18 protein-coding genes and 1 other RNA gene are annotated in these 25,262 nt (G+C 67.4%); 8 read left to right on the top strand and 11 right to left on the bottom strand.

What is annotated here, in order from left to right; genetic code table 11:
- Positions 1 to 11: 11 nt before the first annotated feature.
- Positions 12 to 1,271, bottom strand: coding sequence for a DNA cytosine methyltransferase (locus CACI_RS07040; protein WP_012785631.1), 1,260 nt, complete (start codon positions 1,269 to 1,271; stop codon positions 12 to 14).
- Between the two features lie 406 nt (positions 1,272 to 1,677).
- Between CACI_RS07040 and CACI_RS07035 the strand changes: the two genes are divergently transcribed.
- From CACI_RS07035 to CACI_RS49630, 4 genes are read left to right on the top strand one after another with little or no spacing between them, the layout of a single operon-like run.
- Positions 1,678 to 4,020, top strand: coding sequence for an ATP-binding protein (locus tag CACI_RS07035; RefSeq protein WP_012785630.1), 2,343 nt, complete (start codon positions 1,678 to 1,680; stop codon positions 4,018 to 4,020).
- Entirely contained in the window at positions 4,017 to 5,687 is a 1,671-nt protein-coding gene (locus CACI_RS07030) for a DEAD/DEAH box helicase family protein (protein WP_012785629.1), read from the top strand. The genes CACI_RS07035 and CACI_RS07030 overlap by 4 nt, the downstream gene beginning before the upstream one ends.
- Positions 5,687 to 6,271, top strand: a complete 585-nt coding sequence (locus CACI_RS07025) for a hypothetical protein (RefSeq protein WP_012785628.1) — start codon at positions 5,687 to 5,689, stop codon at positions 6,269 to 6,271. Before CACI_RS07030 ends, CACI_RS07025 begins: the two co-directional genes overlap by 1 nt.
- Complete coding sequence (locus CACI_RS49630) at positions 6,268 to 7,599, top strand: sigma factor-like helix-turn-helix DNA-binding protein (RefSeq protein WP_190276732.1); 1,332 nt, start codon at positions 6,268 to 6,270, stop codon at positions 7,597 to 7,599. Before CACI_RS07025 ends, CACI_RS49630 begins: the two co-directional genes overlap by 4 nt.
- Before the next feature lie 876 nt (positions 7,600 to 8,475).
- Here CACI_RS49630 and ssrA read toward each other — a convergent pair.
- The 7 genes from ssrA to CACI_RS06990 form a co-directional block, all read right to left on the bottom strand.
- Positions 8,476 to 8,860, bottom strand: a transfer-messenger RNA (tmRNA) gene (ssrA, locus tag CACI_RS47080).
- Positions 8,861 to 9,032: 172 nt separating this feature from the next.
- Complete coding sequence (smpB, locus tag CACI_RS07020; protein ID WP_012785626.1) at positions 9,033 to 9,518, bottom strand: SsrA-binding protein SmpB; 486 nt, start codon at positions 9,516 to 9,518, stop codon at positions 9,033 to 9,035.
- A gap of 27 nt (positions 9,519 to 9,545) precedes the next feature.
- On the bottom strand, positions 9,546 to 10,478 hold the full coding sequence (gene ftsX / locus CACI_RS07015) for a permease-like cell division protein FtsX (RefSeq protein ID WP_012785625.1): 933 nt from the start codon (positions 10,476 to 10,478) through the stop codon (positions 9,546 to 9,548).
- A 56-nt stretch (positions 10,479 to 10,534) separates the two neighbouring features.
- Entirely contained in the window at positions 10,535 to 11,224 is a 690-nt protein-coding gene (gene ftsE, locus CACI_RS07010; protein ID WP_012785624.1) for a cell division ATP-binding protein FtsE, read from the bottom strand.
- Between the two features lie 459 nt (positions 11,225 to 11,683).
- A complete protein-coding gene (gene prfB, locus CACI_RS07000; RefSeq protein ID WP_012785622.1) occupies positions 11,684 to 12,790 on the bottom strand; it encodes a peptide chain release factor 2 in 1,107 nt (368 codons plus the stop codon).
- Between the two features lie 9 nt (positions 12,791 to 12,799).
- A complete protein-coding gene (locus tag CACI_RS45215; RefSeq protein ID WP_012785621.1) occupies positions 12,800 to 14,950 on the bottom strand; it encodes a protein kinase domain-containing protein in 2,151 nt (716 codons plus the stop codon).
- A 135-nt stretch (positions 14,951 to 15,085) separates the two neighbouring features.
- Positions 15,086 to 17,014: a serine/threonine-protein kinase gene (locus tag CACI_RS06990; RefSeq protein WP_012785620.1), complete on the bottom strand. Its 1,929-nt coding sequence runs from the start codon at positions 17,012 to 17,014 to the stop codon at positions 15,086 to 15,088.
- 103 nt (positions 17,015 to 17,117) lie between these two features.
- Between CACI_RS06990 and CACI_RS06985 the strand changes: the two genes are divergently transcribed.
- The 3 genes from CACI_RS06985 (at position 17,118) to CACI_RS06975 (ending at position 21,916) form a co-directional block, all read left to right on the top strand.
- Positions 17,118 to 19,967: an FHA domain-containing protein gene (locus CACI_RS06985; protein WP_083795570.1), complete on the top strand. Its 2,850-nt coding sequence runs from the start codon at positions 17,118 to 17,120 to the stop codon at positions 19,965 to 19,967.
- A 43-nt stretch (positions 19,968 to 20,010) separates the two neighbouring features.
- A complete protein-coding gene (locus CACI_RS45210; protein ID WP_012785618.1) occupies positions 20,011 to 21,375 on the top strand; it encodes a DUF4241 domain-containing protein in 1,365 nt (454 codons plus the stop codon).
- Positions 21,376 to 21,454: 79 nt separating this feature from the next.
- The gene (locus CACI_RS06975; protein ID WP_012785617.1) at positions 21,455 to 21,916 is read left to right on the top strand and encodes a DUF2231 domain-containing protein; all 462 of its coding nucleotides are present in this window, start codon (positions 21,455 to 21,457) and stop codon (positions 21,914 to 21,916) included.
- Between the two features lie 52 nt (positions 21,917 to 21,968).
- Here CACI_RS06975 and CACI_RS06970 read toward each other — a convergent pair whose 3' ends face one another.
- From CACI_RS06970 to CACI_RS06960, 3 genes are read right to left on the bottom strand one after another with little or no spacing between them, the layout of a single operon-like run.
- Positions 21,969 to 23,078 carry a ferritin-like domain-containing protein gene (locus CACI_RS06970; RefSeq protein ID WP_012785616.1) on the bottom strand — a complete coding sequence of 370 codons (1,110 nt, stop codon included), beginning with the start codon at positions 23,076 to 23,078 and terminating at the stop codon, positions 21,969 to 21,971.
- A gap of 19 nt (positions 23,079 to 23,097) precedes the next feature.
- Positions 23,098 to 23,679 carry a TetR family transcriptional regulator gene (locus CACI_RS06965; protein WP_012785615.1) on the bottom strand — a complete coding sequence of 194 codons (582 nt, stop codon included), beginning with the start codon at positions 23,677 to 23,679 and terminating at the stop codon, positions 23,098 to 23,100.
- Positions 23,680 to 23,717: 38 nt separating this feature from the next.
- Positions 23,718 to 24,194 carry a hypothetical protein gene (locus CACI_RS06960; protein WP_012785614.1) on the bottom strand — a complete coding sequence of 159 codons (477 nt, stop codon included), beginning with the start codon at positions 24,192 to 24,194 and terminating at the stop codon, positions 23,718 to 23,720.
- A gap of 186 nt (positions 24,195 to 24,380) precedes the next feature.
- Between CACI_RS06960 and hisN the strand changes: the two genes are divergently transcribed.
- Positions 24,381 to 25,184 carry a histidinol-phosphatase gene (gene hisN, locus CACI_RS06955; protein WP_012785613.1) on the top strand — a complete coding sequence of 268 codons (804 nt, stop codon included), beginning with the start codon at positions 24,381 to 24,383 and terminating at the stop codon, positions 25,182 to 25,184.
- Positions 25,185 to 25,262: the final 78 nt, after the last annotated feature.

The following is a 25,262-nucleotide window of genomic DNA, read 5'->3' as shown; positions in this document are numbered from 1 at the left end:
GAGGCTTTCGCTCACGCCATTCGCTCATCGACTCGCCGCTCAGGCTCGATGTTCGCCGCGAGCGCCGCGGCGACCGAATCCGCGAACACGTTGCCAAGCAGCACCGGCACAGCGTTACCAAGCTGCCGCATTTGCTCGGTCCGTGGTCCATCCAGCTTCCAAGTATCGGGGAACGTCATGACTCGCGCGGTCTCGCGCACAGTCATGTAGCGATGTGTGCCATCGTCATTCTCGATCACAGACTCGCCTCCCGGTACACCATGGACTCCAGCCTTGACGGTCTTGGCCGGCCAGTCACGTCGGTTTGGCGTGTGGCCCTTGTACGTGCGGGCGTTAGGGATACCGATGTGGTAAGTGAAACCCGCGCGATTCTTGCCGTTGATCGGCTCAGGAAGTGGCATTGGGTCCTTTAGAGCGTCCCGTAACGTACGCCACCGCCGCGTCCCTCCATCCTCCGGCCCACCATCGAGTCGCTGTTGGACGAACCCACCTGGCGTGTCAGGTCGCGGCGCCTCGGGATGCTCGTCCCAGTACTCGCCAGTGGATTGAGCCAATTCGAGCAACGCTTGGCTATGCGTCTCCGCCGGCGGCGTCCACGCGACGCTCAGATCAGCACGGAAAGCGACGATGATCACGCGGTAGCGAACCTGAGGCACTCCGAAGTTGGCGGCGTTGACAGGAATCGCTTTGACCACATATCGCTCCGAGGGTTCGCCACCGCGGCCTCGCAGCGCCTTTCGCAAGCGCTCGTCGTGCTCTGTCCAAACCTCACCGTCCACGCGTTGCTCGAAAGGAGCCTCCAGCTCCCGAAGGATGTAGTCGAAGTATGGCTTGAACGAAGGGCGCAACAAGCCCCGGACGTTCTCGCAGATGATCGCCTTTGGGCGAGTCCCCCGCACGACTCTGAAGAGCTGAGGGAACATGTTTCGCCTGTCCTCGTGACCCCGGTGGTCGCCACCAAGACTGAACGGTTGGCATGGCGGCCCGCCAGCGACGACGTCGACCTTGCCAGTGAGTTCCGCGAGACGCTCGTCAGTCACGGCGGTGGCGATATCGCCCTCGATCAGTTGCGGACGTCCTAGGGCTTCACTGTTCATTCGCAGCGTCTCGCACGCCCGCGGCGCGAACTCGTTGCACATCAGATGCTGGAAGCCCGCTCGATGCATCGCCAACGCGAGGCCGCCCCCGCCACTGAACAACTCGACGCTGGTTCCCGCTGCCGGAGTGGCGGCGGTTCGCGGCGGTGGGATCCGATCAGCAGGAGTGTGCATGAACGAAATCTACCGCGGAGTCGTTCAAGCCGCATCAAGCCATATTTCATTACTAAACGGGATCACTCGATCGCGTGAGGCTACTAGACGCTCGCGCCACGGGTGCCACTCCGCTACGCTCTGCCATGCGGCTGGACCATTCAGGCGACACCGTCTGGCCCATCGCCAACGCGACCGTCCACAAGACCCCGCAGCGGTGCCGGAACGTCATCCGCGCCACCCATGAACAGTCGCTGAGCTTGGTCAGCCGAGGAGGGAGGAACACGCCGCCCTCCTCCACGATGTGGTTTGTCAGCGGCGCGCCCTATGCTCGCCGCGGGAGCCGCCCATCCCGTTTGACGTCACGACGGCCGAGCCACCAACCCACCCGATAGCGCGTCTTCACTTCGAACGGACAGGAGAGCACATGAGGATCCCACCATCTCCACGCATCCTCAAGATGCTGGGCGAGATTCAGTTCGACGAGTGGCAGTGCGTCGCTGAGTTGATCGACAACTCCTTCGATGACTTCACCGAGATCGTCCGCTCTGGCCAACCATGGGCCGGAGGCATGAAGGTGAGTGTCGCGCTGCCCAGCGCTGGTGGCAGGGTCTCTGACTCCACGGTCGTCATCCGAGACACCGGCCAGGGCATGAGCTTGGCGAGGCTTGAGCGAGCCGTGCGCGCCGGCTGGTCCAGCAACGACCGTTTCGACAAGCTCGGCTTGTTCGGCATGGGCTTCAATGTGGCGACGGCTCGGCTAGGCAGGAAGACCCGTGTGCTGACGACTCGCGTCGGCGACCCCGAGTGGATCGGCGTCGAGATCGACTTGGACAAGATCGGTGAGGACTTCGAGGCTCTCGACCTCGTGGAGCCCAAGGCCGACCCCAACGAGCACGGCACTCGGATCGAGATCAGCAAATTGAACCCCGTTCGCGCCGAATGGCTCCGTAAGAACCAGGCGAACCTTCGCACCACGCTCGGCAAGCTCTATTCGTGGATCCTCGAACACAGAGGCTACGAGCTCTGGGTCCAAGGCACACGGGTGCTACCACGGAGGCATTGCCGGTGGGGAGACGATCGCTTCGTCCTTTACGGCAACGGCTCCAGCCAAGAGCGCGTCCCCGCCTTCATCCCCATCGATCAGACATTCGATCCAGGTGAGGTGTGCCTGGACTGTGGGAACTGGCAAGCGCCGAACAAGGGCATCTGCGACCAGTGCGGGAGCGGTCAGCTGTCGCTACGACAGCGCCGCATCCACGGATGGCTCGGTGTGCAACGGCACCTCGACAAACGCGAGTTCGGCATCGACTTCCTCCGCAACGGCCGCAAGATCCTTCAATGGGACAAGAGGCTGTTCGACTGGCAGAACCCGAACGATCCGCTCGGCGTCATCGACGTCGAGTACCCGATCGAGCTAGTCCACCAGGGGGGTCGCCTCGTCGGCGAGATCCACCTCGACCATGTCCCGGTCACGTACCAGAAGGATGCCTTCGACTATGGAGACCGCAGCTGGAAGGCCGCGATGGACTTCCTGCGAGGCGCGGGCCCACTGCAACCAGAGAAGGCCAAGAAAGCCGGCTATCCCGAGAACGCCAGTCCTCTCGGACTGCTGTACAAGGGCTACCGCCGGAACGCCGCAGGCACACGCTGCCTGATCCCAGGTGACGGGACGGGACCGATCCACGAACAGACCCGGCTATGGGCGCAGAAGTTCCACAACGGCGTCGAGGAGTATCAGAACGACGAGCGCTGGTGGGAAGCGGTCGCCAACCACGACGAGAGGGTCAAGGAAGCCAAGCTGGGCAAGACCCGGGCGGTATCCCCAGAGCGCCCCGACGAGGCTGCGGTCATCGAGGCGCTCGGCGACCTGACGTCAGCGGCTCCTCCCGTTGGCGACGCACCGGCCGTCACTCCCTCGTCGACACCGGCCTCCTCGCCAAAGTCGCCGGCCGAGACGGCGCGAGAACGGCTCGACCGCTACCAAGCTCAGTCAACGATCATTCCCGAGTTGACTCGTGACTTCGGCCTACCGCGACTGGGTGACCTGCGCGTGGAGACACGAAGAGTCGTCGGCACCACCGTGACCGATGACGCCGGCCACGACACGCCTCTGCTACTCGTTCAAGGAGCTGGCGGCACCGCCACCGCCTATGTGGACGCCAGTCATGACGCGTTCGGTCGACTAGGTGTCGACCCTGCGGAATTGCTCCTCACTGAGATCGCGATGTCCCTTCGCGTCCGCGCGAACAGCGACCTCCCGATCTCGCACCTCATCACTGAGCTTCGCCGTGTCTGCATGCCTGATACGGCCCTCGACGTCGATACGCTCACAGGTCAGGCTCGCGAGGTCCTCAATGAGATCCGGTGGATGATGGTCAAGCAAGTCGACTCCGATCCGGCGCGAGCTTTCCAATACCTGACCGCTGAGGAGGTCACGGCGACCGAGAATGAGATGATCGCGAACGGGATCCTCACGGCAGGACACCTTGGCGCCAACGCGGAGTTCTTGCTCTACGCGCCACCTCTGTATCTGGTCCGCCTGTTCGAGTCATGGCCCGAGGCGTTCCTCGACGGCACGGTTTTCGTCGGCCCTTATGAGGCCGTGAGCTCGCAATCGTCACGGGCGCTCAGCGTGGCGCGTGTGGCCGGCTATTTGAACGACATCGCTACTCTGCTGAGCTTCCGTTCCAACCCTGGCTCGACACGACTGCAACGCACTCGCCTTAGCTTGCGCCTCCTACTAGACGAGACCGCGAGCGGCGAATGAGTGGTGGGTTCCTCTCAGCTGAGGCGCTGCTCGCCGCTGGCCCACGCGGGCTGCCGCATGCCGTCGAACGCGCGCTATGGCATCTCGGTTTCTCCGACGTTCGAATCGTCGACGGCTCCGGGGACGACGGCGCGGACCTTCTCGCCGTTCGTGATCGGGAGCAGTGGGTCTTCCAATGCAAGTGGTCGAGTAACCGCGCGATCGATCGGCAAGGCGTCGATGACCTCGAGCGCGCACGTCACACGTACCGTGCCGACAAGGCCGTACTGGTCACGAACATCGGCTTGAACCGCTCCGCCGAGGAGAGGCGAAGTGCCCTGGAGTCCATTGGCATCAACATCACGACGTGGACCGGCCCGACCCTCGCGTCAATCTGGGAGCGGATGCCGGTTCGGGTTCCAGCCACATTCGACCTTCGGGACTACCAAGTCACGGCGGCCAACCGAGTGGAGGCCGACTTGCGTGATCACGGAAGCTCCCTGCTCGTCCTCGCCACTGGTTTGGGCAAGACGGTCATTGGCGGCGAAGTGATCAGAAGGCACCTCGCCGATCGGCCGGACGCGGCCGTGCTCGTCGCCGCGCACATGAAAGAGCTCGTCGAACAATTGGAACGGGCACTCTGGCGGCATCTAGGCAAGGACGTCCCCACCCGCCTGGTCACTGGAGACCACAAACCTCCAGCCCTCGACGGTGTCGTGGTGGGGACGGTGGAGTCAGTGTTGGGCCTTGTGCGCTCGGGAAGACTCACCCCGTCGCTGGTGATGATCGATGAGACGCATCACGTCAGCGAGAACGGAAGATTTGCGGAACTGCTTGATCTGTGTGGTGATGCCGCCAGGTTTGGCGTGACAGCCACGCCGTGGCGCGGGGACAAGTTCGACATCACGTCCCGCTTCGGGCGCCCAAGTTTCAAGATGAGCATCGCCGAAGGCATGTCCGCCGGCTACCTCTCAGCGGTCGACTACAGGATCTTCGTCGACAACATCGACTGGGAGTTCGTACGGCGAGCGAGTGATCACCAGTACTCCATCAAAGAGCTGAACCGACAACTATTCCTGCCGCAGCGCGATGAGGAGATCTTGGAGTTCTTCCGTACCGCGTGGCGAGAGACCCGCGACCCAAGAGCCATCCTGTTCTGCCAGACCATCGAACACGCGGAGCACATCGCGAAACTCCTCGCCACAGCCGACTCCGCCTGGCAACGAGCCACATTCCTGCACAGCGGGTTGTCTCGGCAAAGGCGCCAGATCCTGCTCAACGAGTTCCGACTCGGCCGGGTACCGGTGATCACCTGCGTGGACGTGTTCAACGAAGGTGTCGACGTACCCGACGTCAACTTGATCGGGTTCCTTCGCGTCACGCACAGCCGGCGGATCTTCGTCCAGCAACTCGGCCGAGGCCTACGTCTAAGCCCGGGCAAGAAGGAACTCAAGGTGCTCGATTTCGTCACAGACATCCGGCGCGTAGCGGCCACCCTTGACCTGCGAAGATCGCTCGATGAATCAGAGTCCGAACATCTGAGGTTGGCCGCGCCACATGCCGGCGTCCGCTTCAGTGACGAGACCGCCGGAAGCCTTCTCGATAATTGGATCAAGGACGCGGCTGATTTGGAGACGGCCGCGGACGAGGTAAGACTGCAGTTTCCTGAGAATTGGGGGATTGACTAATGACTAAGCGACTAACGGCAGAGGTAGAAGAGAAGATCGTCCGATGCCTGTTCCTGGAGGCCGACGCCCTCCGCTGGGCTCACCTGCCTCTCGGCAAAAAGACGGAGATGTACGAGAAGTGGGCAACCGACCCGGAGATCGGTGGCAAGCTCAAGGATTTCATGACCCTTGAGCAGGTCCGAGTATGGATCAAGGACGGAGTGATGAAGGAGTACGCACGCGCTCTTTATGGTGAAGGCAAGTACGCTCCGCTAGTACCGAACCCAGCGGCCAGCCTCGACCAGCTAGTCAACTCCGCGCTTGGTTCCGGCTGGAATGCTCTCCCAGGCACGAGGCGAATCAAGCCGATGCGAGTCCGAGCCCTCAAAGGTGAGCAAACAGTCACTCTGACGTGGGCAGACTCGGCGGCCAACTTCAAGCACCTCGTTTGGGCCGCGCTGTCGGCCATCGCCGACGGCGATCAGACGGACTGGGTCCTTTGTGTAGTTGACTCGTTCGAAAGCCCAACGCCTGACGACATCAAGAAGCATCACAAGCGCATCGCCGAACGATGCCGGCTTCGCGTGGTGCACATCAACCCATGAACCCATTCGGCGACGACATGGAGCTCACCGAGGACACGATCATGGCCCTATGGAAGAGTCTCTCGCCACGGGACCAAGCCTTGCACTCGCGTCGGGCCTCTGGCGAGACTCTGGATTCGATTGGACAGTCCTATGGGCTTTCGCGCGAGCGAATCCGCCAGCTGATCAGCCGCGGCGAGAAGTCTTGGGTCGACCAGGTCGACGCGCTTCGACCAGGGTGGCGTGCGAGCGTTAGACAGAGGTTCGCGGTGAGGCCTGTCGTCGCCGAATCCGACTTCGCCGATATTCTTCCGGACTCGGTCGGCATCGTACGGGGGACGCTACTCCGCGCTGCGGGCGCTGACCGCGCCCGGACGTGGGCTGGACCTATCGATGGGATTTGGTCGATGGACCCAAGTGGTCTCGCCGCACAACTACGTGACTTGATCGCGTTGGCTCCGTTCACAGACGACGACTTGGACACCGCCGCGGCGAATCTCGAGTTTCCAGAGAACACTCCGTTGCGAGCCATCCTCACCCATTCGCGCAGCCCTCTGGTGCGGGGCCCTCACGATTACTGGCTGCGACGTAACGCTAGAGCGCGAGACGCCAGCTACCTCTGGCTGCTTTCTGAGGGCGAGCCGCGGAGAATCGAACCAATCGTGATGGCTGTCGGGGGTAACCGCAACGCTGTCGCCGAGGCGATGCGTCGTGACAGCCGTTTCCGGCAATTGCGCCCCGAGGGCACGTGGGCCCTAACGGACTGGCACGTTCCAGGCGCGACCGAATACACGAACGCGATGGATGTCGTTGTCGACGTACTCACAGAGCGAGGACCGATCACACGGAAGAACCTGATCGCAGAGGTCGTACGCCGCTATCCGGTGAGTGCCGCACGCGTTGTGCAGTGTCTCATTGGGGTACGCGTCGGTATCCATCGAGACGGCCGGTTCGATCTGGTCGAACGCGGGGCTAGTCCATATGAGGAATCTGAGCCGCGAAGGCCGCGGAACATCATCATCGATGAGGCCGGGAACATCGCGGGTGTCCTATTGACAGTAGACAGGGAAGTCTTGCGGGGAAGCGGGGTCATCGTCCATCCGTGGCTCACATGGCACCTCGGATTACGTCGGGCACCGATGACCCGACGATTCTCCGTCCCGGGAGGCGACGGAGATGTGATCACCGTCAGCCGTCATACAAGCGGGGCACAGTTCTCGAGCATGAAGTCTTTTGTGGACGACATGGGCCTAGCCATAGGTTGCCAGTTCGCCGTGCTTCTCCGCCTCGACGAAGAGACAGCGTCGGTACGACACACGTGCAAACCCGATACCTGCACGGCGAGCTGAGATAGGTGCTATCAGTGCGGCGCTCATGGCAGTCGCCTTATCGATGGCTGATAGCGAGCTGGACGCCGGGATGATCGCTCTGTCGATGTTCGAAGCTGTGACAGTCATCGGAAAGATGCGGCATGGAAAAAATTCCAACATGCCTAGACCACCGCCGAAGCTGGAACCCTCGCCCCGGCAGGGTCCACGCTACCGCAGCCCATTGAGTCACCGGCTGCGGTAGCGTGGGACGCCACTAACAGAGGCGCGCTCATCGTGCTGGGAACGACGATCATCAGCGCCATGGCGACGTGGCATCATTATAAGCGTGCTTCCGAGCTATCGGCGGCGTCGTCTGTGATCGACAGCACCCTCCTACACCACGCCTTCCATGAACGAGGCTGACACCGCCCTATCGCAGGAGGTTGGATCGCCTAAGCCCCACTCGACAGATCCTGGCTAACGGAGATGCCGAGCGTGGCGATCGCACGACACATGCGCTCGTGGCACCTGCGACTGCGACTCCGCACCGCGGAGCGAGCACTCGCTTTCAGTTACCGCGTGACTATCCATATCGCCGCCGAATACCGTGTCGGTTAGCCGTACAAAGTCGACTCGAAACAGCCAGCGCCGTTCGCCGTCGGCTCGTCACCAGACGCGGGGGCGCGTACGTCCCTTAGACACCTGATGCCGACGTACGGAGCACGCCACATACAGGCCCGTAGCCGAAGCCCTGACCACGGTACACTGCGCTGAGACTCCGGCAGCACAACAGATACGGAGAAGGTAGGACATCCGTTCAGGCAAGCACGCGACTGCCGATAAAAGAAAAAGTGCGGCAGAGCGTGGACGCGGGTTCAATTCCCGCCGGCTCCACGCCCTACCGCACCTTTAAAACAGTGGAGCCGGCGGGAATTGAACCCGCGTCCATCGGCGGCTTGTCAGGGCTTCTTCGGGCGGAGCCTGTGGTCGCTTTTGTTGGCCCCGGCAGTCTCACAGGCACGCTGCTGACAGGCCCAGCCACATGAGTGTCCCGTCGGGCCCTGTGGCCGTGCTCGACGGTGGATCCTCCTAATGATGTCTTACCGGGCCGGAGGCGCTCCCGGGTCGACAGAAGTCATGACCTGATTAGTGTCAGGCGGCGAGACCGTAAGCGGTCTGCGACTTCAGCTGCGTCTTGTTGGCAGTTATTTTTTTTGCAGCGTGTGGTTAACGAGATCATCGCTGCTTCCTCGGCCCGCTTCCCCTGCCAAAACGTCCAATGTCGAAACCGTTCGGCCCCTTGTTGGACGACTGTGGTCGGAAACGTTTGGTTTTCTGACGCTTGGTCGTCTCTGTTCTGTTATCAACCTGTCGGCTCCGGTTTCCCGGGGCCGTGATCCAAGGGTAGCGGTTCGGGGCGGCAGACTCCAGCCGGTTCGCCGTGGGCGAACGGTGCCGCGCAGGTCACTCGCCTATTTGCGGCGGTTGTTGCGCTTGAAGGCGGCGGCCATGGCGCGTTCGGCTTCGCGCTTGTTCTGGCGCTCCATGAGGGTCTGGCGTTTGTCGTAGGTCTTCTTGCCTCGGGCCAGGCCGATTTCGACCTTGACCTTGCCGTCCTTGAAGTAGAGCTCCAGGGGGATCAGGGTGAGGCCGGTCTCCTTGGTCTTGCCGATGAGCTTGTTGATCTCGGCGCGGTGGAGGAGGAGCTTGCGGTTGCGGCGGGGGCTGTGGTTGGTCCAGGTGCCCTCGGCGTACTCCGCGATGTGGACGCCCTGGAGCCAGACTTCGGCGTCCTTGATGACCGCGTAGCCGTCCACCAGGCTGGCGCGGCCCGCGCGCAGGGACTTGACCTCGGTGCCGGTCAGGGAGATGCCCGCTTCGTAGGTGGCCTCGATCTCGTACTCGTGGCGCGCCTTCTTGTTGCGGGCGATGACCTTCTGGCCTTGTTCCTTCGGCATGGGGTTCATTATCCCCGATGAACGGCGCTAGACCTTCAGGTATTTCCGCAGGGACAGGGCGCTGGCGCCGACGGCCATCAGCAGGCCCACGGGGATCAGGATCAGGACCGTGACCACGACCTTGTCCCAGCCGATGAAGCTGGTGAAGGTGAAGTTGGGTGCCAGGACCCGGTCGATCAGGAAGAACTTGAAGCTCGCCACGCCGAGGGTGGCCACCGCGACGCCGCCGAGGCCGGCCACCGCGCCTTCCATGAGGAATGGAAGGCGGATGTAGAAGTTCGAGGCTCCGACCAGGCGCATGATGCCTGTCTCACGCCTTCGGCTGAATGCCGACAACCGGACTGTGTTCACGATCAGCATCAGCGCCAGTCCGACCATCACGATCGCGACCGTGGTCGCCGAGACGGTCAGGCCGTTGAACAGCTTGAACAGCGGCTGCAGGATGGTGCGCTGGTCCGACACCGTCTCCACGCCCTGCTGCCCCTGGTAGGAGCTGATCATGGCGTCGATGTTCTCGGTGCTGGGGTTCTTCAGCTTCACCCGCAGGGAGGCCGGGATCTGGTCGGCGGTGACGTACTGAGCCATCGACGTGCCGCTGGCGCTGCCCTGGGACTGCTGCTGGTAGCGCGCGAAGGCGTCGGCCTGGCTCTCGGTGAAGACCGTCTGAACCAGCGAGTTGGCCGTCAGGTTGGTCTGCAGGGCGTTCATCTGGTTCTGCGTCGCCGCGCCGCCGGCGCAGGTGGTCGGGTGCAGGGTCGCGTCGTCCTTGGTGCACATGAACACCGTGACCTCGACCTTGTTGTACCAGAAGTCCTTCATGTGGCTGGTCTGGAACAGCATCAGCAGCGCGACGCCGAGCATGCCGAGGGCCACCGCCGCGGAGACGATGACCGCGACGGTCATCGTGAGGTTGCGGCGCAGGCCGATGAAGATCTCGGACAGGACGAATTGTGCGCGCATGGTCGGTAGGACTCCTACGTGAGTTCTGCTTCTAGTGCTGCGTGTTCGGGGGCGCTCTAGCGGACGTAGCCGTACACGCCGCGCGACTGGTCGCGCACGAGGCTGCCGCTGTCGAGCTCCAGCACGCGCTTGCGCATCTGGTTCACGATCGCCTGGTCGTGGGTCACCATCACCACGGTGGTGCCGGCGCGGTTGATCCGGTCCAGCAGCTTCATGATGCCGACCGAGGTCTCCGGGTCCAGGTTGCCGGTGGGCTCGTCGGCGATCAGCACCATCGGACGGTTCACGAACGCGCGCGCGATGGCCACGCGCTGCTGCTCGCCACCGGAGAGTTCGTTGGGGAACCGGCCGCCCTTGCCACCGAGGCCGACCAGGTCCAGCACTTCGGGCACCGCCTTGTTGATGACGGGCCGGGACTTGCCGATGACCTCCAGGGCGAAGGCCACGTTCTGCTCGACCGTCTTGTTCGGCAGCAGCCGGAAGTCCTGGAACACCGTGCCGATCTGCCGGCGCAGCTGCGGGATCTTCCAGTTCGTCAGCTTCGCCAGGTCCTTGCCGGCGACCTGGACGCGGCCGGCGGTGGGCCGCTCCTCGCGCAGGATCAGACGCATGAAGGTCGACTTGCCGGACCCCGAGGAACCGATGACGAAGACGAACTCGCCCCGCTCGATCTCCAATGAGATGTTCTGCAGAGCCGGGCGGGTCTGGCTCGGATAGGTCTTGGTGACCTTGTCGAATCTGATCATGCTGGCATCGCCTCCGCGACAAGCGCAGCGTTCAGGAAGCCCCGGCGGGCACTTATGCGTACGCTCGGACGTAGTGTCACAGTAGAGATGACAGTACACGCCGGAAGTAGGGGTTCATGGCCCCTTCCGCCGGGAACCACAATCCGCACCGGCTGCCGGCGGGTACGGAACACAGGAGGTGAGGCGGCATGTGCTGTGAGCACCTGATTTGCGCGAACTGCGCGGGGCCGGTGTCCGAGGGCAGGTGCAGCGTCTGCCGTGGCCAGAGGGCCCAGATGCACCACGAGACCGGAGGGCTCTCGTTCTCCGCGATGGTCGCCGTCCTGTTGACCTTGCTCATCGCTGTGGCTTTTCTCACCACGACCATCCATTAATGGATCATCGCTATACGTGGTGCCCATATACATACAGAAGCCGCTATATGGCGCCAAGTGCTCCATATAGCGGCTTCTGTCGCTTTTAGCTGTTTTCGCGCTGCTTGCGCCAGCGGATCCCGGCCTCGATGAACTCGTCGATGTCGCCGTCCAGCACCGCAGTGGTGTTGCCGGTCTCGTAGTTCGTCCGCAGATCCTTCACCAGCTGGTAGGGGTGCAGCACGTAGCTGCGCATCTGGTTGCCCCAGGAGCCCGAGGAGTCGTCCTTCAGGGCGTCCATCTTCGCCTGCTCCTCCTCGCGCCGCCGCTGCAGCAGCTTGGCCTGGAGCACCGCCATGGCCGAGGCGCGGTTCTGGATCTGCGAGCGCTCGTTCTGGCAGGACACCACGATCCCGCTCGGCAGGTGCGTGATGCGTACCGCGGAGTCGGTGGTGTTGACGCCCTGACCGCCCGGGCCGGAGGAGCGGTAGACGTCGACCCGCAGCTCGTCCTCGGGGATGTCGACGTGGTCGCTCTGCTCGACCACCGGCACCACCTCGACGCCGGCGAAGGAAGTCTGGCGCCGTCCCTGGTTGTCGAACGGGGAGATGCGCACCAGGCGGTGCGTCCCCTGCTCCACCGAGAGCGTGCCGTAGGCGTACGGCGCCTTCACGGTCAGCGTCGCGGACTTGATGCCCGCCTCTTCGGCGTAGGAGGTGTCATAGACCTCGTACTGGTAGTTGTGCCGCTCAGCCCAGCGCGTGTACATGCGCAGCAGCATCTCGGCGAAGTCCGCGGCGTCCACGCCGCCGGCCTCGGCGCGCAGCGTCACCAGCGCCTCGCGCGCGTCGTACTCGCCGGACAGCAGCGTGCGCACCTCCAGCTCGCCGACCGCCTTGGAGACGTCGACCAGCTCGCCCTGCACCTCGGCCAGCGCGTCCTCGTCGCCCTCGGACTGCCCGAGTTCGAAGAGCACCTCGATGTCCTCCAGGCGCCGGTTCAGGGTGGAGAACCGGTTCAGCTCGGCCTGCAGCCCCGACAGCTTCGAGGTCACGGCCTGCGCCTTGGCCTGGTCGTCCCACAGGTCCGGTGCCGAGGCCTGCTCCTCCAGGTCCGCGATCTGCGCGCGCAGCTTGCCGAGGTCGAGCACGGCCTCGATGGAGGCCATGGTCGTGCGGAGGTTCTTGAGCTCTTCGGAAGGATCTGTAGCCACGCGGCAAGCCTATCCGGAGTACGAGACCCGCAGCTTCGTAGAAGATGCGGCGGTGACGACCGCGAGCCGTCCGTCGGGCATCTCCGTGGCGCCGGGCGGGAGCACGGACTGAAGTCCACCGGCACCGGCCTGGCCGTTCCCGTTCATGGCCTTGACGGCACCGCCGACGGAGCGCACGAACACATAGGACGTACCGTCCCCGGAAGTCGCTGCTGTGGGCAGACCCGACAGTGGGGTCTGCACAGGCGTTCCCCACAGTTTGTTCGCATATGCGATCGCCATGATGCCGTCGTCAGAGGCGCGCGGCACGTACGCGGTGTAGCCGGACGTCGACGGACTCGGCGTCAGCGCGACCCCCGAGCCGAGGTCGCCGACCGTCGAGACCGCCTGCCACTCGCCAAATGAGAACGCACCGGACGCCCCACTAGGAGTCCCCGTAGTAGTCATCAGCGTTTTACCGCTCCCGACCGCGGCGACCACCACGGAGCCGTCAGGGTTCGCCAGCGCTCCGGGAGCACCGTGCACCTTCCCGGTGCCGATCGCGACCCACTTCGCCGACCAGCCGCCGGCTGTGTAGCTGCGCTGGTGAACCACTCCGTCGCTCCGTACAGCGAACAGCTCTAGGCGTCCCGCGCTAGTGGCTACTACAGCGGGCTCCGTACCTGTCTTCAGTCCGTGCAACGGCAGCCAGGAGTGGCTGTTCTCCCCAGGGAGGTACCAGACGGTGTCGTCGGTACCTGTGACGAACACAAAGAGAGTCGCCGTACCGGAAGCGTCCTTAAAGACTGCAGTACGCGGAGCACCCTGGATACTCACCGGCACCGGAGGCAGCTCATGTGGCGGCTGGAAGCTCAGCCCCACTGCGGTAGAGCGCGTAGTGGTCCCGGGAGGCGACGACACAGAAGAGGTCGTCGATCCGGCGGGTGTCTGAGAGTGCGCCTTGTTGTCCTTCGCGGGGTCGTCGCCCCCGGACATCCCCATGGCGATCGCAGCCGCGGCTCCGCCGACGAGCAGAGCGGCGGCGGTCGCGGCGATCCACTTGGGACGCTTGGACCCCGCGGCGGCCGCGTTGGCGCGCTCGGCGCGCAGCTCCGAGACGTCGTAACTGCCCGTGCCCGAACGCCGCCGCACCTCGCCCTGGTCCCGCTCGCGGATCGGCCGCATCAGGTTCAGGTGGGTGTCTTCGTCCTCGTCCTTGACCTCGGCGTTGTGCACCAGCGGGACGATGCCGCTGTGCCGCATCGGGATCGGGTCGATCGTGGGGGTGCGGCCGCCGTGCTGGCTGGCGCGCGCCGAGGAGCGCACGTCCCAGCCGCCCTCGCGCGGGTCCGGGATGGCCAGCGGCGGCATGTCCTCCAGCAGCGGCGCCAGATCGCGCAGCCGCGCGGCGAACTCCGAGGCGGTCAGCCGCGCCGCCGGACCCTTGGCCAGGCACGAGGCGACCAGCGCGGCCAGCGGGCCGGGGACCCCGGGCAGCGGCGGGACCTTGTCGGTGACGTGCCGGCGCAGCACCGCGCCGGGGTGGCCGCCGCCGAAGGGCGTCCAGCCGGCCAGCAGCTCGAACAGCACGGTGCCCAGGGCGTACATGTCCACCGCCGGGCCCGGCTGCAGGCCCTCGATGACCTCCGGCGCCAGGTAGTCCGGAGTGCCGATGATCCGGGTGGCGCGGGTCCGGCGCGGGCCGTCGACCAGGCGCGCGATGCCGAAGTCGGCCAGTCGCGGGACCAGGGCGCCGCCGGAGTGGTCCAGCAGGATGTTCTCGGGCTTCACGTCGCGGTGGATGATGCCCTGGGCGTGCGCGGCCGCCAGGCCCTCGGCGACGCCGGCCACGATCAGCACGGCCAGCTGCGGGCGCAGCGCGTGCTCGGCGTCCAGCAGGTGGCGCAGGTCCGAGCCCCGGATCAGGTCCATGACCAGGGCCAGGTCGGAGCCGTCGACGACCAGGTCGCGCACGCCGACCACGTTCGGGTGCTGCAGCGAGGTCAGGACGGTGCGCTCCTGCACGAACCGCGCGATCAGGGTCTGGTCGGCGGCCAGGTCCTCGCGCAGCAGCTTGACGGCGACCGGCCCTTCGGGACCCTCGCCCTCCCACACGGTGCCGCACGTCCCGCGGCCCAGCACCGCGGTGATGGTGTACCTGCTGCCGATCTTCCGAGCCACGAGGTTTTCTCGCTCCTGTCCGCTGCCGTGCCCGGCGCGTGGGAAACGCCGGGACACGAAACTTTCCCGCGCCGCACGCCTTCCGGGCAAGCGGGCTCGCCGTGGGGTCGTCGGGTCGTCCGGTCGTCCGGTGGGTCAGGGTGTGGTGACCGACCCCGGGAAGGACGTCGGGAGGTCCGACGGGCCCGGGATCTTCGGCACGGCCTTCTTCTTCTCCAGGTCGATCTTCTGCGCGATCACATGCCATTCGCGCGAGACCCAGTTGTTCAGATCGTGGTGGATGCCGTTGACCTTCGCCATGGCCCAGTTGACACCGGTGTAGATGCCGAACCCGATCAGGGCGAGGATCGCGAGCTTGACCAGACAGCCCAGCGGCATGCCGCGGCGGCGCTTGACGACCGTCTTCTGGACCGGCGGGCGGGAGGGCTCGCGGTCTCGGTCGCGCTCCCGTTCGCGGTCCCGCTCCCGTTCCCGCTCGCGCGGCGGCGCCTGGCGCTGCTGATGGGTCGGCGCCTGGGCAACCGGCCGCGGCGGCGCCGGGACGCTGCCCTGGAACTGCGTGGGCTGATAGCCCTGGTTCTGCGCCGGGTAGGGCTGGCCGGGCGCCGGCTGCTGGTAGCCCTGGGGACCGGGCTGCTGGTAGCCCTGCGGGGCGAACTGCGGCTGCGGCGGGTAGGAGGCCAGGCGCTGCTGGTGGGACGGCGCCGACTCCTGCTGGCGCTCCTTGTGGAGCTGCTCGATCTGGCGCTGCATCTGCGGCGGGAGCGGCTGCTGCGGGCTGTTGGCGCGGCGGGAGACGCCGGCGCCGATCGCGTCGGGGTCCGAGGGGGCGTCCCAGCCGGGGACCTTGCCGGGCTCGGCGGGGCGGCGGGAGACGCCGGCTCCTATGGCGTCCGGCTCCGAGGGCGCGTCCCAGCCGGCGATCTTGCCGTCCATCCGCGCCGCGCGCTGCGGGAGCGGCGCGGAGGACGCGGCGGGGCGGACCACCGGGACGGTCGGCTCGATGGCCGAGGCGGCTGCGGAGGCCGCCTTGGCAGCTGCCGCGGCCGCAGCCGGGGAGACGGCCGGCAACGCGGTGGTCGGGGCGCCGGCCGACGCCGAGGCGGCCGAGCCCTGGCCGGAGGAGCCGGGCTGCGAGGAGTCACCCGAGGCGGCGGCGCCGGCGGCGGCCAGGCCCATCGGCGGCAGGCGCAGCGTCCCGTACTGCCCCTCCACCGGCAGGTGGTGCGTGGGCTCGCCGTCCGGGCCCTCCACGCTGCGCCCGATGGCGGCCCGCAGCTGAGCGGCCAGCACGGTCGCCGAGGGCCGCGCCTCCGGCTCCTTGACCAGCGCCGCGGCGATGACCGGCCACAGCCGCTGCGGGATCTCGGCGGGACGCTCCGGGACGGTGTTCATGTGCTGGCGGAAGACGCTGACCGCGTCCGGGCCGCGGAAGACCGGGTGGCCGGTGATCAGCTCGTAGACCATGATGCCGGCGGCGTACACGTCGGCGGCCGGCGTGGCCTTCTTCCCGGCCACCACCTCCGGCGCCAGGTAGTAGGGGGTGCCGACGACCTGGTGGGTGCGGGTCACCGAGGGCGCGTCGGCGATCCGGGCGATGCCGAAGTCGGTCAGCAGCGGCCGCAGACCGCCGTCGGCCTGCTCCAGCAGCACGTTGGCGGGCTTGATGTCGCGGTGCACGATGCCGGCCGAGTGCGCCACGGCCATGCCCTCGGCGACCTCGGCGACCAGCAGCCCGGCCTCGTCCGGCGCCAGGCGCCCGCGCCCGGCCAGGTACTTCTTCAGGTCCGGGCCCTCGACCAACTGCATCACCAGCGCCAGGATGTCGCCCTCGACGACCAGGTCGCGCAGCCGCACCAGGGAGCGGTGGTTCAGACCGACCAGCGCCGCGCGCTCGCGCAGGAACCGCGTCACCACGTCGGCGTCGGCTGCGAACTCCTCGAGGAGCACCTTGATGGCGACGGCCTCGCCGGTCGCGCGCACGCGGCCGCGCCAGACCGCGCCGAACGCACCGCGGCCGATCTCGTCGTCGAGCTCGTACCTGCTTCCGATCGCCCTGCCCACGCTGCTCCTCATCCCCCCAGTACCAGCTTAAGAAGAACCCTCCAGGGCAAAGACTAGGGCTTGAGAGGCCATCCGTGTCGCGTAGCTGTCACCTCATGCGAGGATGCACCCCATGCAGATCCGGCTCACCGTCACCCGAACCCAAGGATCCCGGCAGACTTCCGCTGACGTTCTAGTGACCGCCGAGCCGGGCGCCACTTTGTCTTCCGTAGCACAGCAGTTGCGCACCGCCGCAGGGGTGAGCGCACCGGGACGGCTGTTCGCCGGGCTGGATCCGCTGGAGGACGAAGCTCCCTTGGGACGGCCGTTACTGGTTGACGGAGCGCGACTGTGGCTGGACGTTCCGGGTACGCCCGCGACGCTGATCGGGAATCTCGCTCTATATGTGGTGTCCGGTCCGGACGCCGGAGGGGTCCATCTCCTCACTCCTAAGGATGATGGTTACGGAGGAGAACTCCCCATCCGGATCGGGCGTGGCTCGGATGCGGACATCCGTGTAGATGATCCCGATATCTCCCGTATCCACGCTGAGCTACTGGTTCGCCACGAACACGAAGCTGTGTCTGCTAACGGCTATGTGCGCGTATACGTGCGCGACCTCGGTTCCACCAACGGCATGACCCTGGACGGCGCACAGGTCGGCGGCGCTCCGGTGGAGATGCGTCCGGGCTCTCTGTTGCGTATGGGGGAATCCTCTATAGCGCTGTCTGTAGAGGCCGGCGGAGTACCGGACCTACCTGTGCATCCCGATGGCAACGGCCATGTGTCGGTCGGCCGGATCGGCTGGGGACGCGGTCCGGTGGATCCGCCACAGGTGCGCATCGACCTCCCGCCGCGCCCGTCGGACAAGGGACGCCCCGCAACGCGCCGTATCGCTATGGAGCAGTACGAGCAGGAGCGCGCGGACGTCGACCGCCGGATCGCCGCCGCACTCACCGCGGAGGCGCGCATCCGGCGCGAGGCGGCGCCGGACCCGGCGACGCTTCTGGTGTCCGCGGTACGCCCCGACGCGCGCCTGTGGGAGCGCCGTCCCGGAGAGCCGGACTTCCTGCGGCTGCGCCTGGGGACCGGCGCGCTGCCGTCGAACGTGACCGTGGTCGGCGGCAAGGCGGTGCATCCGCGGGTCCCGACCGTGCCGGTGACCGTGGACCTGGCGCAGTCTGGCGTCGTCGGCCTGGTGGGCCCGCGGCCGGAGCTGGCGCGCCTGGCGCGCTACGCGCTCGCTCAGGTCGCCGGGGCACACAGCCCGAAGTACGTCGAGATCGTGATGCTGGTACCGGAGTCCGCCGGCGAGCACGGCGCGCCGGCCGGCGAGGAGCACTGGCGCTGGACGCGCTGGCTGCCGCACCTGCTGCCCGAGGACGACCAGGACTGCTCGCGGCTGCTGGGTCTGGGCCCGGAGCAGGCGCGGGCCCGGCTCGGCGAGCTGGTCGACCGGATCCGGCAGCGCACCGGCCGGACGCCCGCGCCCGGTCCGGGGACGGCCGCGACGCCGGACTCCGGCCGCGCGGTGGTCCTGGTCGTCGACCCGATCCGGGCGCTGTCCGGCTCCCCGGAGCTGAACGAGGTGCTGGCCGAGGGACCGTCGGCCGGCGTGTTCACCCTCTGTCTGGCCGAGCGCGCCGGCGACCTGCCGCCGCAGACCGGTGCGATGGTCACACTGGGCGGCGAGGTCAACTCCCGGCTGCGCGTCGACACCCCGGACGCCGCGCCGGTCGAGGGCGCCGTGGCGGACATGGTGTCGGTGGCGTGGGCGGACCGTTTCGCCCGGGCCCTGGCGCCACTGCGGGACCGCACCGACACCCCGACTTCTCCGGACGAGCAGACCCGCATCGACCGGGTCTCTCCCACCTCGCAGCTGCCGGAGCAGGTGCGCCTGCTGGAGCTGCTCGGCCTGGACCTGCTGACGCCGGCCAAGCTGTCCGCGCGCTGGGCGGCGTACCCGGCCACGCCGCGGATCGCGCTGGGCCGGGTCGCGGACGGTCCGTTGGCCGCCGAGCCCGCGCACGTGCTGATCGGCGGCGACTCCCGCTCGGGCGTGTCGGAGCTGGTGCGCGCGGTGGTCGCCGGGCAGGCCGCGACCAACCACCCGGACACCCTGGACATCGCGCTGGTCTCGGCCGGGCCCGGCAAGCCGCTGGCGCCGTGCGAGGACCTGCCGCACGTCTTCGAGTACGTCGACGCCTCCGCGGTCGGCGACGAGGCGCTGGTGCGGCTGGTGCGGCGGCTGGAGTACGAGCTCGACCAGCGGGAGTGGCCGCCGGACGACGAGCAGGACGGGTATGCCGGCGGGCCGGGCGCGGGAGCGCCTCCGGGAGCCGGCGCGATGCCGCCGACCGGCGGGCAGTACGGCACGGCGCTGGTGCCCTCCAGCGGCGCTGCCCCAGGACGCAAGGCGCCGCCGCGGATACTGCTGGCCGTCGACAACCTGACCGCGCTCGCCGCCGAGCACCCGGCGTTCGTGGAGACGCTCGCCGGGCTGGCCGACCGCGGGCGGCGGTTCGGACTGCGGATAGTGCTCGGTGCCTCGGTCATCGACACCGCCGGGTATGGCGCGCCGGGCAACGCCACCGGCGAGCGCGCGCTCCTGGCGGCGCTGAGCGCTCCGGTGTGCCTGGCCGCCGATCTGCGCGTGGCGATGCAGACCTCGAGCCCCGAGGCGCTGCGGCTGATGCTGGGCTCCGGGGCGACCACGGCGGCGCCGGGCGGGCCGTATCTGCCGGGGCGCGGACAGGCGAAGCTGACGTCCGGGGCGGTGGTGCCGTTCCAGGCGGCCGGGATCGGCGTGCCGATGGCGTCTTCGGCGTCGCCGTCGAACCGGCCTAGTGTGCGTATTCAGGATTGGCACGAGTTGGGCGAGCAAGTGCGGGTCGTGCGCGCCCGGCGGGACGCGGACAGCGGACCGACGGACCTCACGCTGTTGATCGGCGCGCTGAAGAAGGCTGTGGAGTAGAACGCGCTGAAGAAAGCTGTGGAGTAAAAGGAGTCACGAACGGATGGAGCCGACGCGCGTCGAGGTCGCGTACTGCGAGGGCTGGGATGCTGCGGCCCACGCGGCGTTCCGGCCTCTCAAGGAGCAGACCGCCCGCGAGCGGCACAACGCGGGGCGGCGTTATGCGGCGCTGCTCAGCATCGACGCGGAGCCGCGGGCGCTGATCCAGGCGGACACCGGAGCCGGGTACGTCGGGGTGTTCTCCTTCGACCTGGCGGGCCGGAGGTCGCTGAAGTTCTCCTATCGGGACCTCGGCGACCACCTGATGCTGCGCGAACTGAAGGCCTGGCGGCACTTGGACGACGACGAGCCGGAGTTCGGCGCCGATCTGCGGATCACCTTCCGGTTCTGGCCGGACGAGCCGGTGCGCGCGACGCTGGACGACGCCCGGCGCGGCCAGTTCACGAGCTATGTGAAGCTGCCCGCACCGCTGCACCGGATCCCGCTGCTGGAGTTCGGGCGCTGGCCGGTGGACGGCTGGCTGCTGGGCGCGTTCGAGCCGCTGGAGTTCGTCACGGCGCCGGATCCCGAGCGGGAGGCCGAGGGACCGTTCTGGGCGCCGTGGAGCGCGCCGGAGGGGGCGCGGCCGACGGCGCTGGAGGCGTTGTTCGTGCCGGGGACGCGGATCCGCAACGGGCAGGGCGATGTGTACGAGGTGCAAGAGCCGGGCGCGGTCGGGCGGCTGCGGCTGGGGACGGGACGCATCGTGGCGGCGGATCCGGCGACGGTGGAGCTGCTCGGGGAACAAGCCGCCGCGCCTTATACGGTCACGCTGACGCCGGGCGAGTACGCGGTGGAGACCGCGCGCGTGCGGGCTGTGGGGCGCCAGACGGATGTCGTTGCCGCCGCCCGGGTGCGGGTGAGCGATGAGCCGGTCGCGACGTGGGAGTTGGCGCTGCGGCCGGGGCAGGACGAGCGGTTGTTGGGGGCGTCGGAGTTCTTCGGGTTTGTGGTGGATTCCGGGACCGCGGCGTTCATGGACGCGTCTGCGGTGAGCGCCCTTGCGGCGTATCAGGACGCTGACGATGTCGAGGCTGCCGAGGCGACGATTCCGGGCGACGGGGTCTCGGAGTTGTTGACGTTCCCGAGCGGGAAGGGTGACGGGTCGTATCCGGTGTGGATCGGGCGGGACGCCGTGGGGTCGGTCACGTGCCTGGTCGCGGATATGCGGTTGTTGGGACGGGGCGTCGAGGCCGAGACGCCGTCGGCGCGGCAGGTTCCCGGGATCGCGCAGCTCGAGGTGCGCGAGGTCGAGGGGGTCGAGGCTTTCTCCCCCTTCGCTCCCTTCTCCTCGCAGGCGATCCTCGAGTTCTTCAACGACACCGCCGACGCGCAGGCGGAGTTCTGGGCCCGGCGGATGGGCCGGTGACGGGCGGCTCGCCTCAGCATTGAACCCTTGGACAGGTGCCGTACGTTAGCTCCAGCACAGCCACTAGACGGAGGCATCGGTGACGTACAAGATCTTCGACCTGCCCACCCACATCCTCGTGATCCACCTCGTGGTCGTGGGTATCCCGGTGGCCGCGCTGGCCACGATCGCCATAGCGGTACGGCCGCAATGGCGCTCCGGGAAGGCCGGTCTGGCCGTCGTCGTCATCGACGCGCTGGCCGTCGTCGGGACCTACGTCGCCCGGATCAGCGGCGAGCAGTTCTACAACCACAACCCCGGCTTCAGCCAGCTGAAGCAGATCGTGGACCACAAGAACCTGGGCCTGACCCTGATCTGGTACGTCCTGGGCCTCCTGGTCGCCGCCATCCTCCTGATCCTCGCCGAGAAGTACGAGCGCCCGCCGCTGACGACCGTCTTCGCGATAGTCGCGACGATCGTCGCCGTCGCCGCCGTCGTGCAGACCGTGCGGGTCGGGGACGCCGGCGCGCGGGCCACGTGGTCGTCGTACATCACGAAGTAGGGCGCGGGGCGGCGAAGGCTGTGGCGACGGCGTCCGCTCGACGATCTACTCCCTACTCCCCCTCCCCCGCAGCGATGGTCGCGTCCACATCTGCGGCGCGCGCCGCCTCCTCGGCGGCGAAGCGCTTCTCGCGGTCCAGGCGTTCGGCGAGGTCCTCGTCGGCTTTCATCAGGTCCTCGACGTTGGAGGCGGCGTAGTTCAGGACGCCCATGTCCTCGTAGGCCTTCTGGACGCGGGGTCCCCAGAGGCCGATGTCCTTCACGGTGGGCACGATGCGGGTGAACAGCAGGTTGCGGAAGGCGGTGTAGTACTCGGAGTGCTCGTTGAGCTCCAGGCAGCGCTCGACGGGGAGGCCGAGGTGTTCGTAGACGTCGCGGCCGTTGATGCGGTCGCGCATCAGGTAGCAGCCCTCGACGACGAATTCCTCGCGTTCGTCGCGTTCGGCCTGGCTGAGTTCCTTGTAGAAGTCGCGCAGGGCCAGACGGCCGAATGCGACGTGGCGCGCCTCGTCCTGCATCACGTAGGCGAGGATCTGCTTGGGCAGCGGCATGTCCGTCAGGTCGCGCATGACGCCGAAGGCGGCCAGGGCCAGGCCTTCGATGAGGACCTGCATGCCCAGGTAGGGCATGTCCCAGCGGGAGTCGGACAGGGTGTCGTCCAGGAGGGCCTTGAGCTGGTCGTTGATCGGGTAGAACAGGCCCACCTTCTCCTTCAAGAACCTGCTGTAGACCTCGGCGTGGCGGGCCTCGTCCATGGTCTGGGTGGCGGCGTAGAACTTGGCGTCCAGGTCCGGGACGGACTCCACGATGCGGGCCGAGCAGATCATCGCGCCCTGCTCGCCGTGCAGGAAGTTCGAGAACTGCCAGGCGACCTGGTGGCGGCCGAGCTCGTTGTGCTGCTCGGGGGTCATCTTGTCCCAGATCTCCGAGCCGAACAGGGGCGAGGTCTCGTGCGGGAAGCCCAGGATGTCGTCGGGGTCGACCTCGATGTCCCAGTCGATGCGGGTCACCTGGTCCCACTGCTTGTCCTTGCCCTTCTGGTACAGGCGAAGGAGGCGGTCGCGGCCGTTGTCGTACTCCCAGGAGAAGCGGGAGTAGCCGGTGTTCGCGACGTCCCAGGTCTCGTGGTCGGCCGGGAGGGTGTAGAGGTCATGGGTGGTCACAGCGGACTCCTCGCTCGGGTCACTCGTTCGTCGTGAGGTCCCTCATCAGGCGGCGGACCACTTCGGCGATGTGCGCGCTGGTGGTCTGGACCGGCTCGGTCGCGATGATCAGGTGGCTGATCACCAGGCGGAAGGCGGTCTCGCAGATCCAGCCCACCTCGGCGCGGACCTCGGGCCGCTCGGCGAGCTCCGGCCAGCGCTCGGTGAACACCGCGATCGAGTCCTCGCGGAAGACGTCCATGATCGCCGCGGAGCGCGTGGTCAGGTACGGCAGCAGGCCCGAGGTGTCGTCGGTGAGGGTGGCCTTGATCAACGGGTTGTCGCGGGCGGCGGTGAGCGCGGCGGTCACCGAGGCCGCGGTGGCGGCGCCGATGTCGCCGGGCGCGGTGCGGGCCGCGTGCCCGGTCAGCTCCCGGAACCGCTCGGCCTCGCGCAGCGCCAGGGCGGCGGCGAGCTGGTCGCGGTTCCCGAACTCGTTGTACAGGGTCTGGCGCGAGACGCCGGCGCGCGCCGCGAGGTCGGCCATGCGGGCGCTGGACCACAGGCCGGCGACGATGGTCTCGTAGGCGGCGTCCAGCAGTGCTTCACGAGCGGAACCCATGAGGCTAGCTTGACACGGCGGCTGGCGCTGTCAAGCTCTCAAGCTCCGGTGTTCGCCAGCACCGCGCGGGCCAGCCGCGCGCGCCACTTCGGCAGCGTGGGGTCCGGGTCCGGTCCCTCGGCGGACCAGATCTCCAGGACGGCGTACGCCTGCGAGTAAGCACGCTGGCTTTCCAGCAGCTGCGCCGCGCGCCGGTAGTTCCACGCGGTCGCCAGCCGGGTGCAGATCATGTGCACGGTCTGCGCCAGCTCCGCCTCGACCTGGGGCGGGAAGCACTCCTCGAGCTCCGTGCCCTGATAGGTCCAGCCGTCGATGCCGCAGCGCGGCTCGACCACCGGTTCCAGGAGGTCGGGCGGGAGGCGGTCGATGCGTTCCTTGCCGCGACGGCTGCTCGCGGAGGACTGGGAAGGCTGCGAGGAGGACGGCGACGGCGCGTGCGGCACCGAAGACGCGTCCGCCCCGGACGACGCCGAAGGCACCGTCGGACCCGAGTCCGACCCGCCCTCGCCGGGCATCCCCGCCTCCGCGCCGAATCCCAGCCACGACCGCAGGCGCCGCGGCGACGGGATCGGCGTCCGTCGCGGCGGCGTCAGGCCTGGGGGTGATGTTCGTCGGAAGATACGGCCAGCCTAGTGAGGAGGGCGCACACATCCTGGGAGGACAGGCGCGGCGGGTCGCGGATTCGCCCTATCGTGTGACCCATGACCGCCTTCGACGACGACCTTCGGCTGGCCCACGTCCTCGCTGACTCCGCCGACGCCATCACCATGGGCCGCTACAAGGCCCGGGATCTGGTGGTGGAGTCCAAGCCCGACATGACCCCGGTCTCCGACGCCGACAAGGCGGCCGAGGAGGCGATCCGCTCCGCGCTGTCCCGGGCGCGTCCGCGCGACGCGATGCTCGGCGAGGAGTTCGGCGAGACCGCGGCCGGCGCCACCGGCCGCAAATGGATCATCGACCCCATCGACGGCACCAAGAACTACGTGCGCGGCGTTCCCGTCTGGGCCACCCTGATCGGCCTGATGGAGGGCGAGGAGGTGGTGGCCGGCGTGGTCTCCGCGCCCGCGCTGGGCCGGCGCTGGTGGGCGGCCAAGGGCGGCGGGGCGTTCACCGGCCGCTCGCTGGCCTCGGCGCAGCGCTGCCACGTCTCCAAGGTGGCGGCCATAGCCGACGCTTCCCTGGCGTACAGCTCGGCGCTGTCCTGGGAGGAGTACGGCAAGCTCGAGGCGTTCCTGGACCTGTCCCGCGCCTGCTGGCGCACCCGCGCCTACGGCGACTTCTGGTCGCACATGCTGGTCGCCGAGGGCGCCTGCGACATGGCCGCCGAGCCCGAGCTCTCGCTGTGGGACATGGCGGCGCTGGCGGTGATCGTCACCGAGGCCGGCGGGATGTTCACCTCGGTGGACGGAGCGCCCGGCGTGCTGGGCGGTTCGGCGGCGGTCTCCAACGGTCTTTTGCACGAGGAATTGCTCTTTTACGTGGGCGGCCAGCAGCTCGAAGGGTGAACTGGAAAAAACTCCCCGCTTTCGCCTTGCCAACCTCTTCCCTGCATGTGAATTTGTGAAGAGAAGGACCTCCGGCAC

Source organism: Catenulispora acidiphila DSM 44928, from assembly GCF_000024025.1.
Lineage (GTDB): Bacteria > Actinomycetota > Actinomycetes > Streptomycetales > Catenulisporaceae > Catenulispora > Catenulispora acidiphila.
Note: the sequence above shows the minus strand (reverse complement) of the source record. Positions and strands in the feature narration are given on the sequence as shown.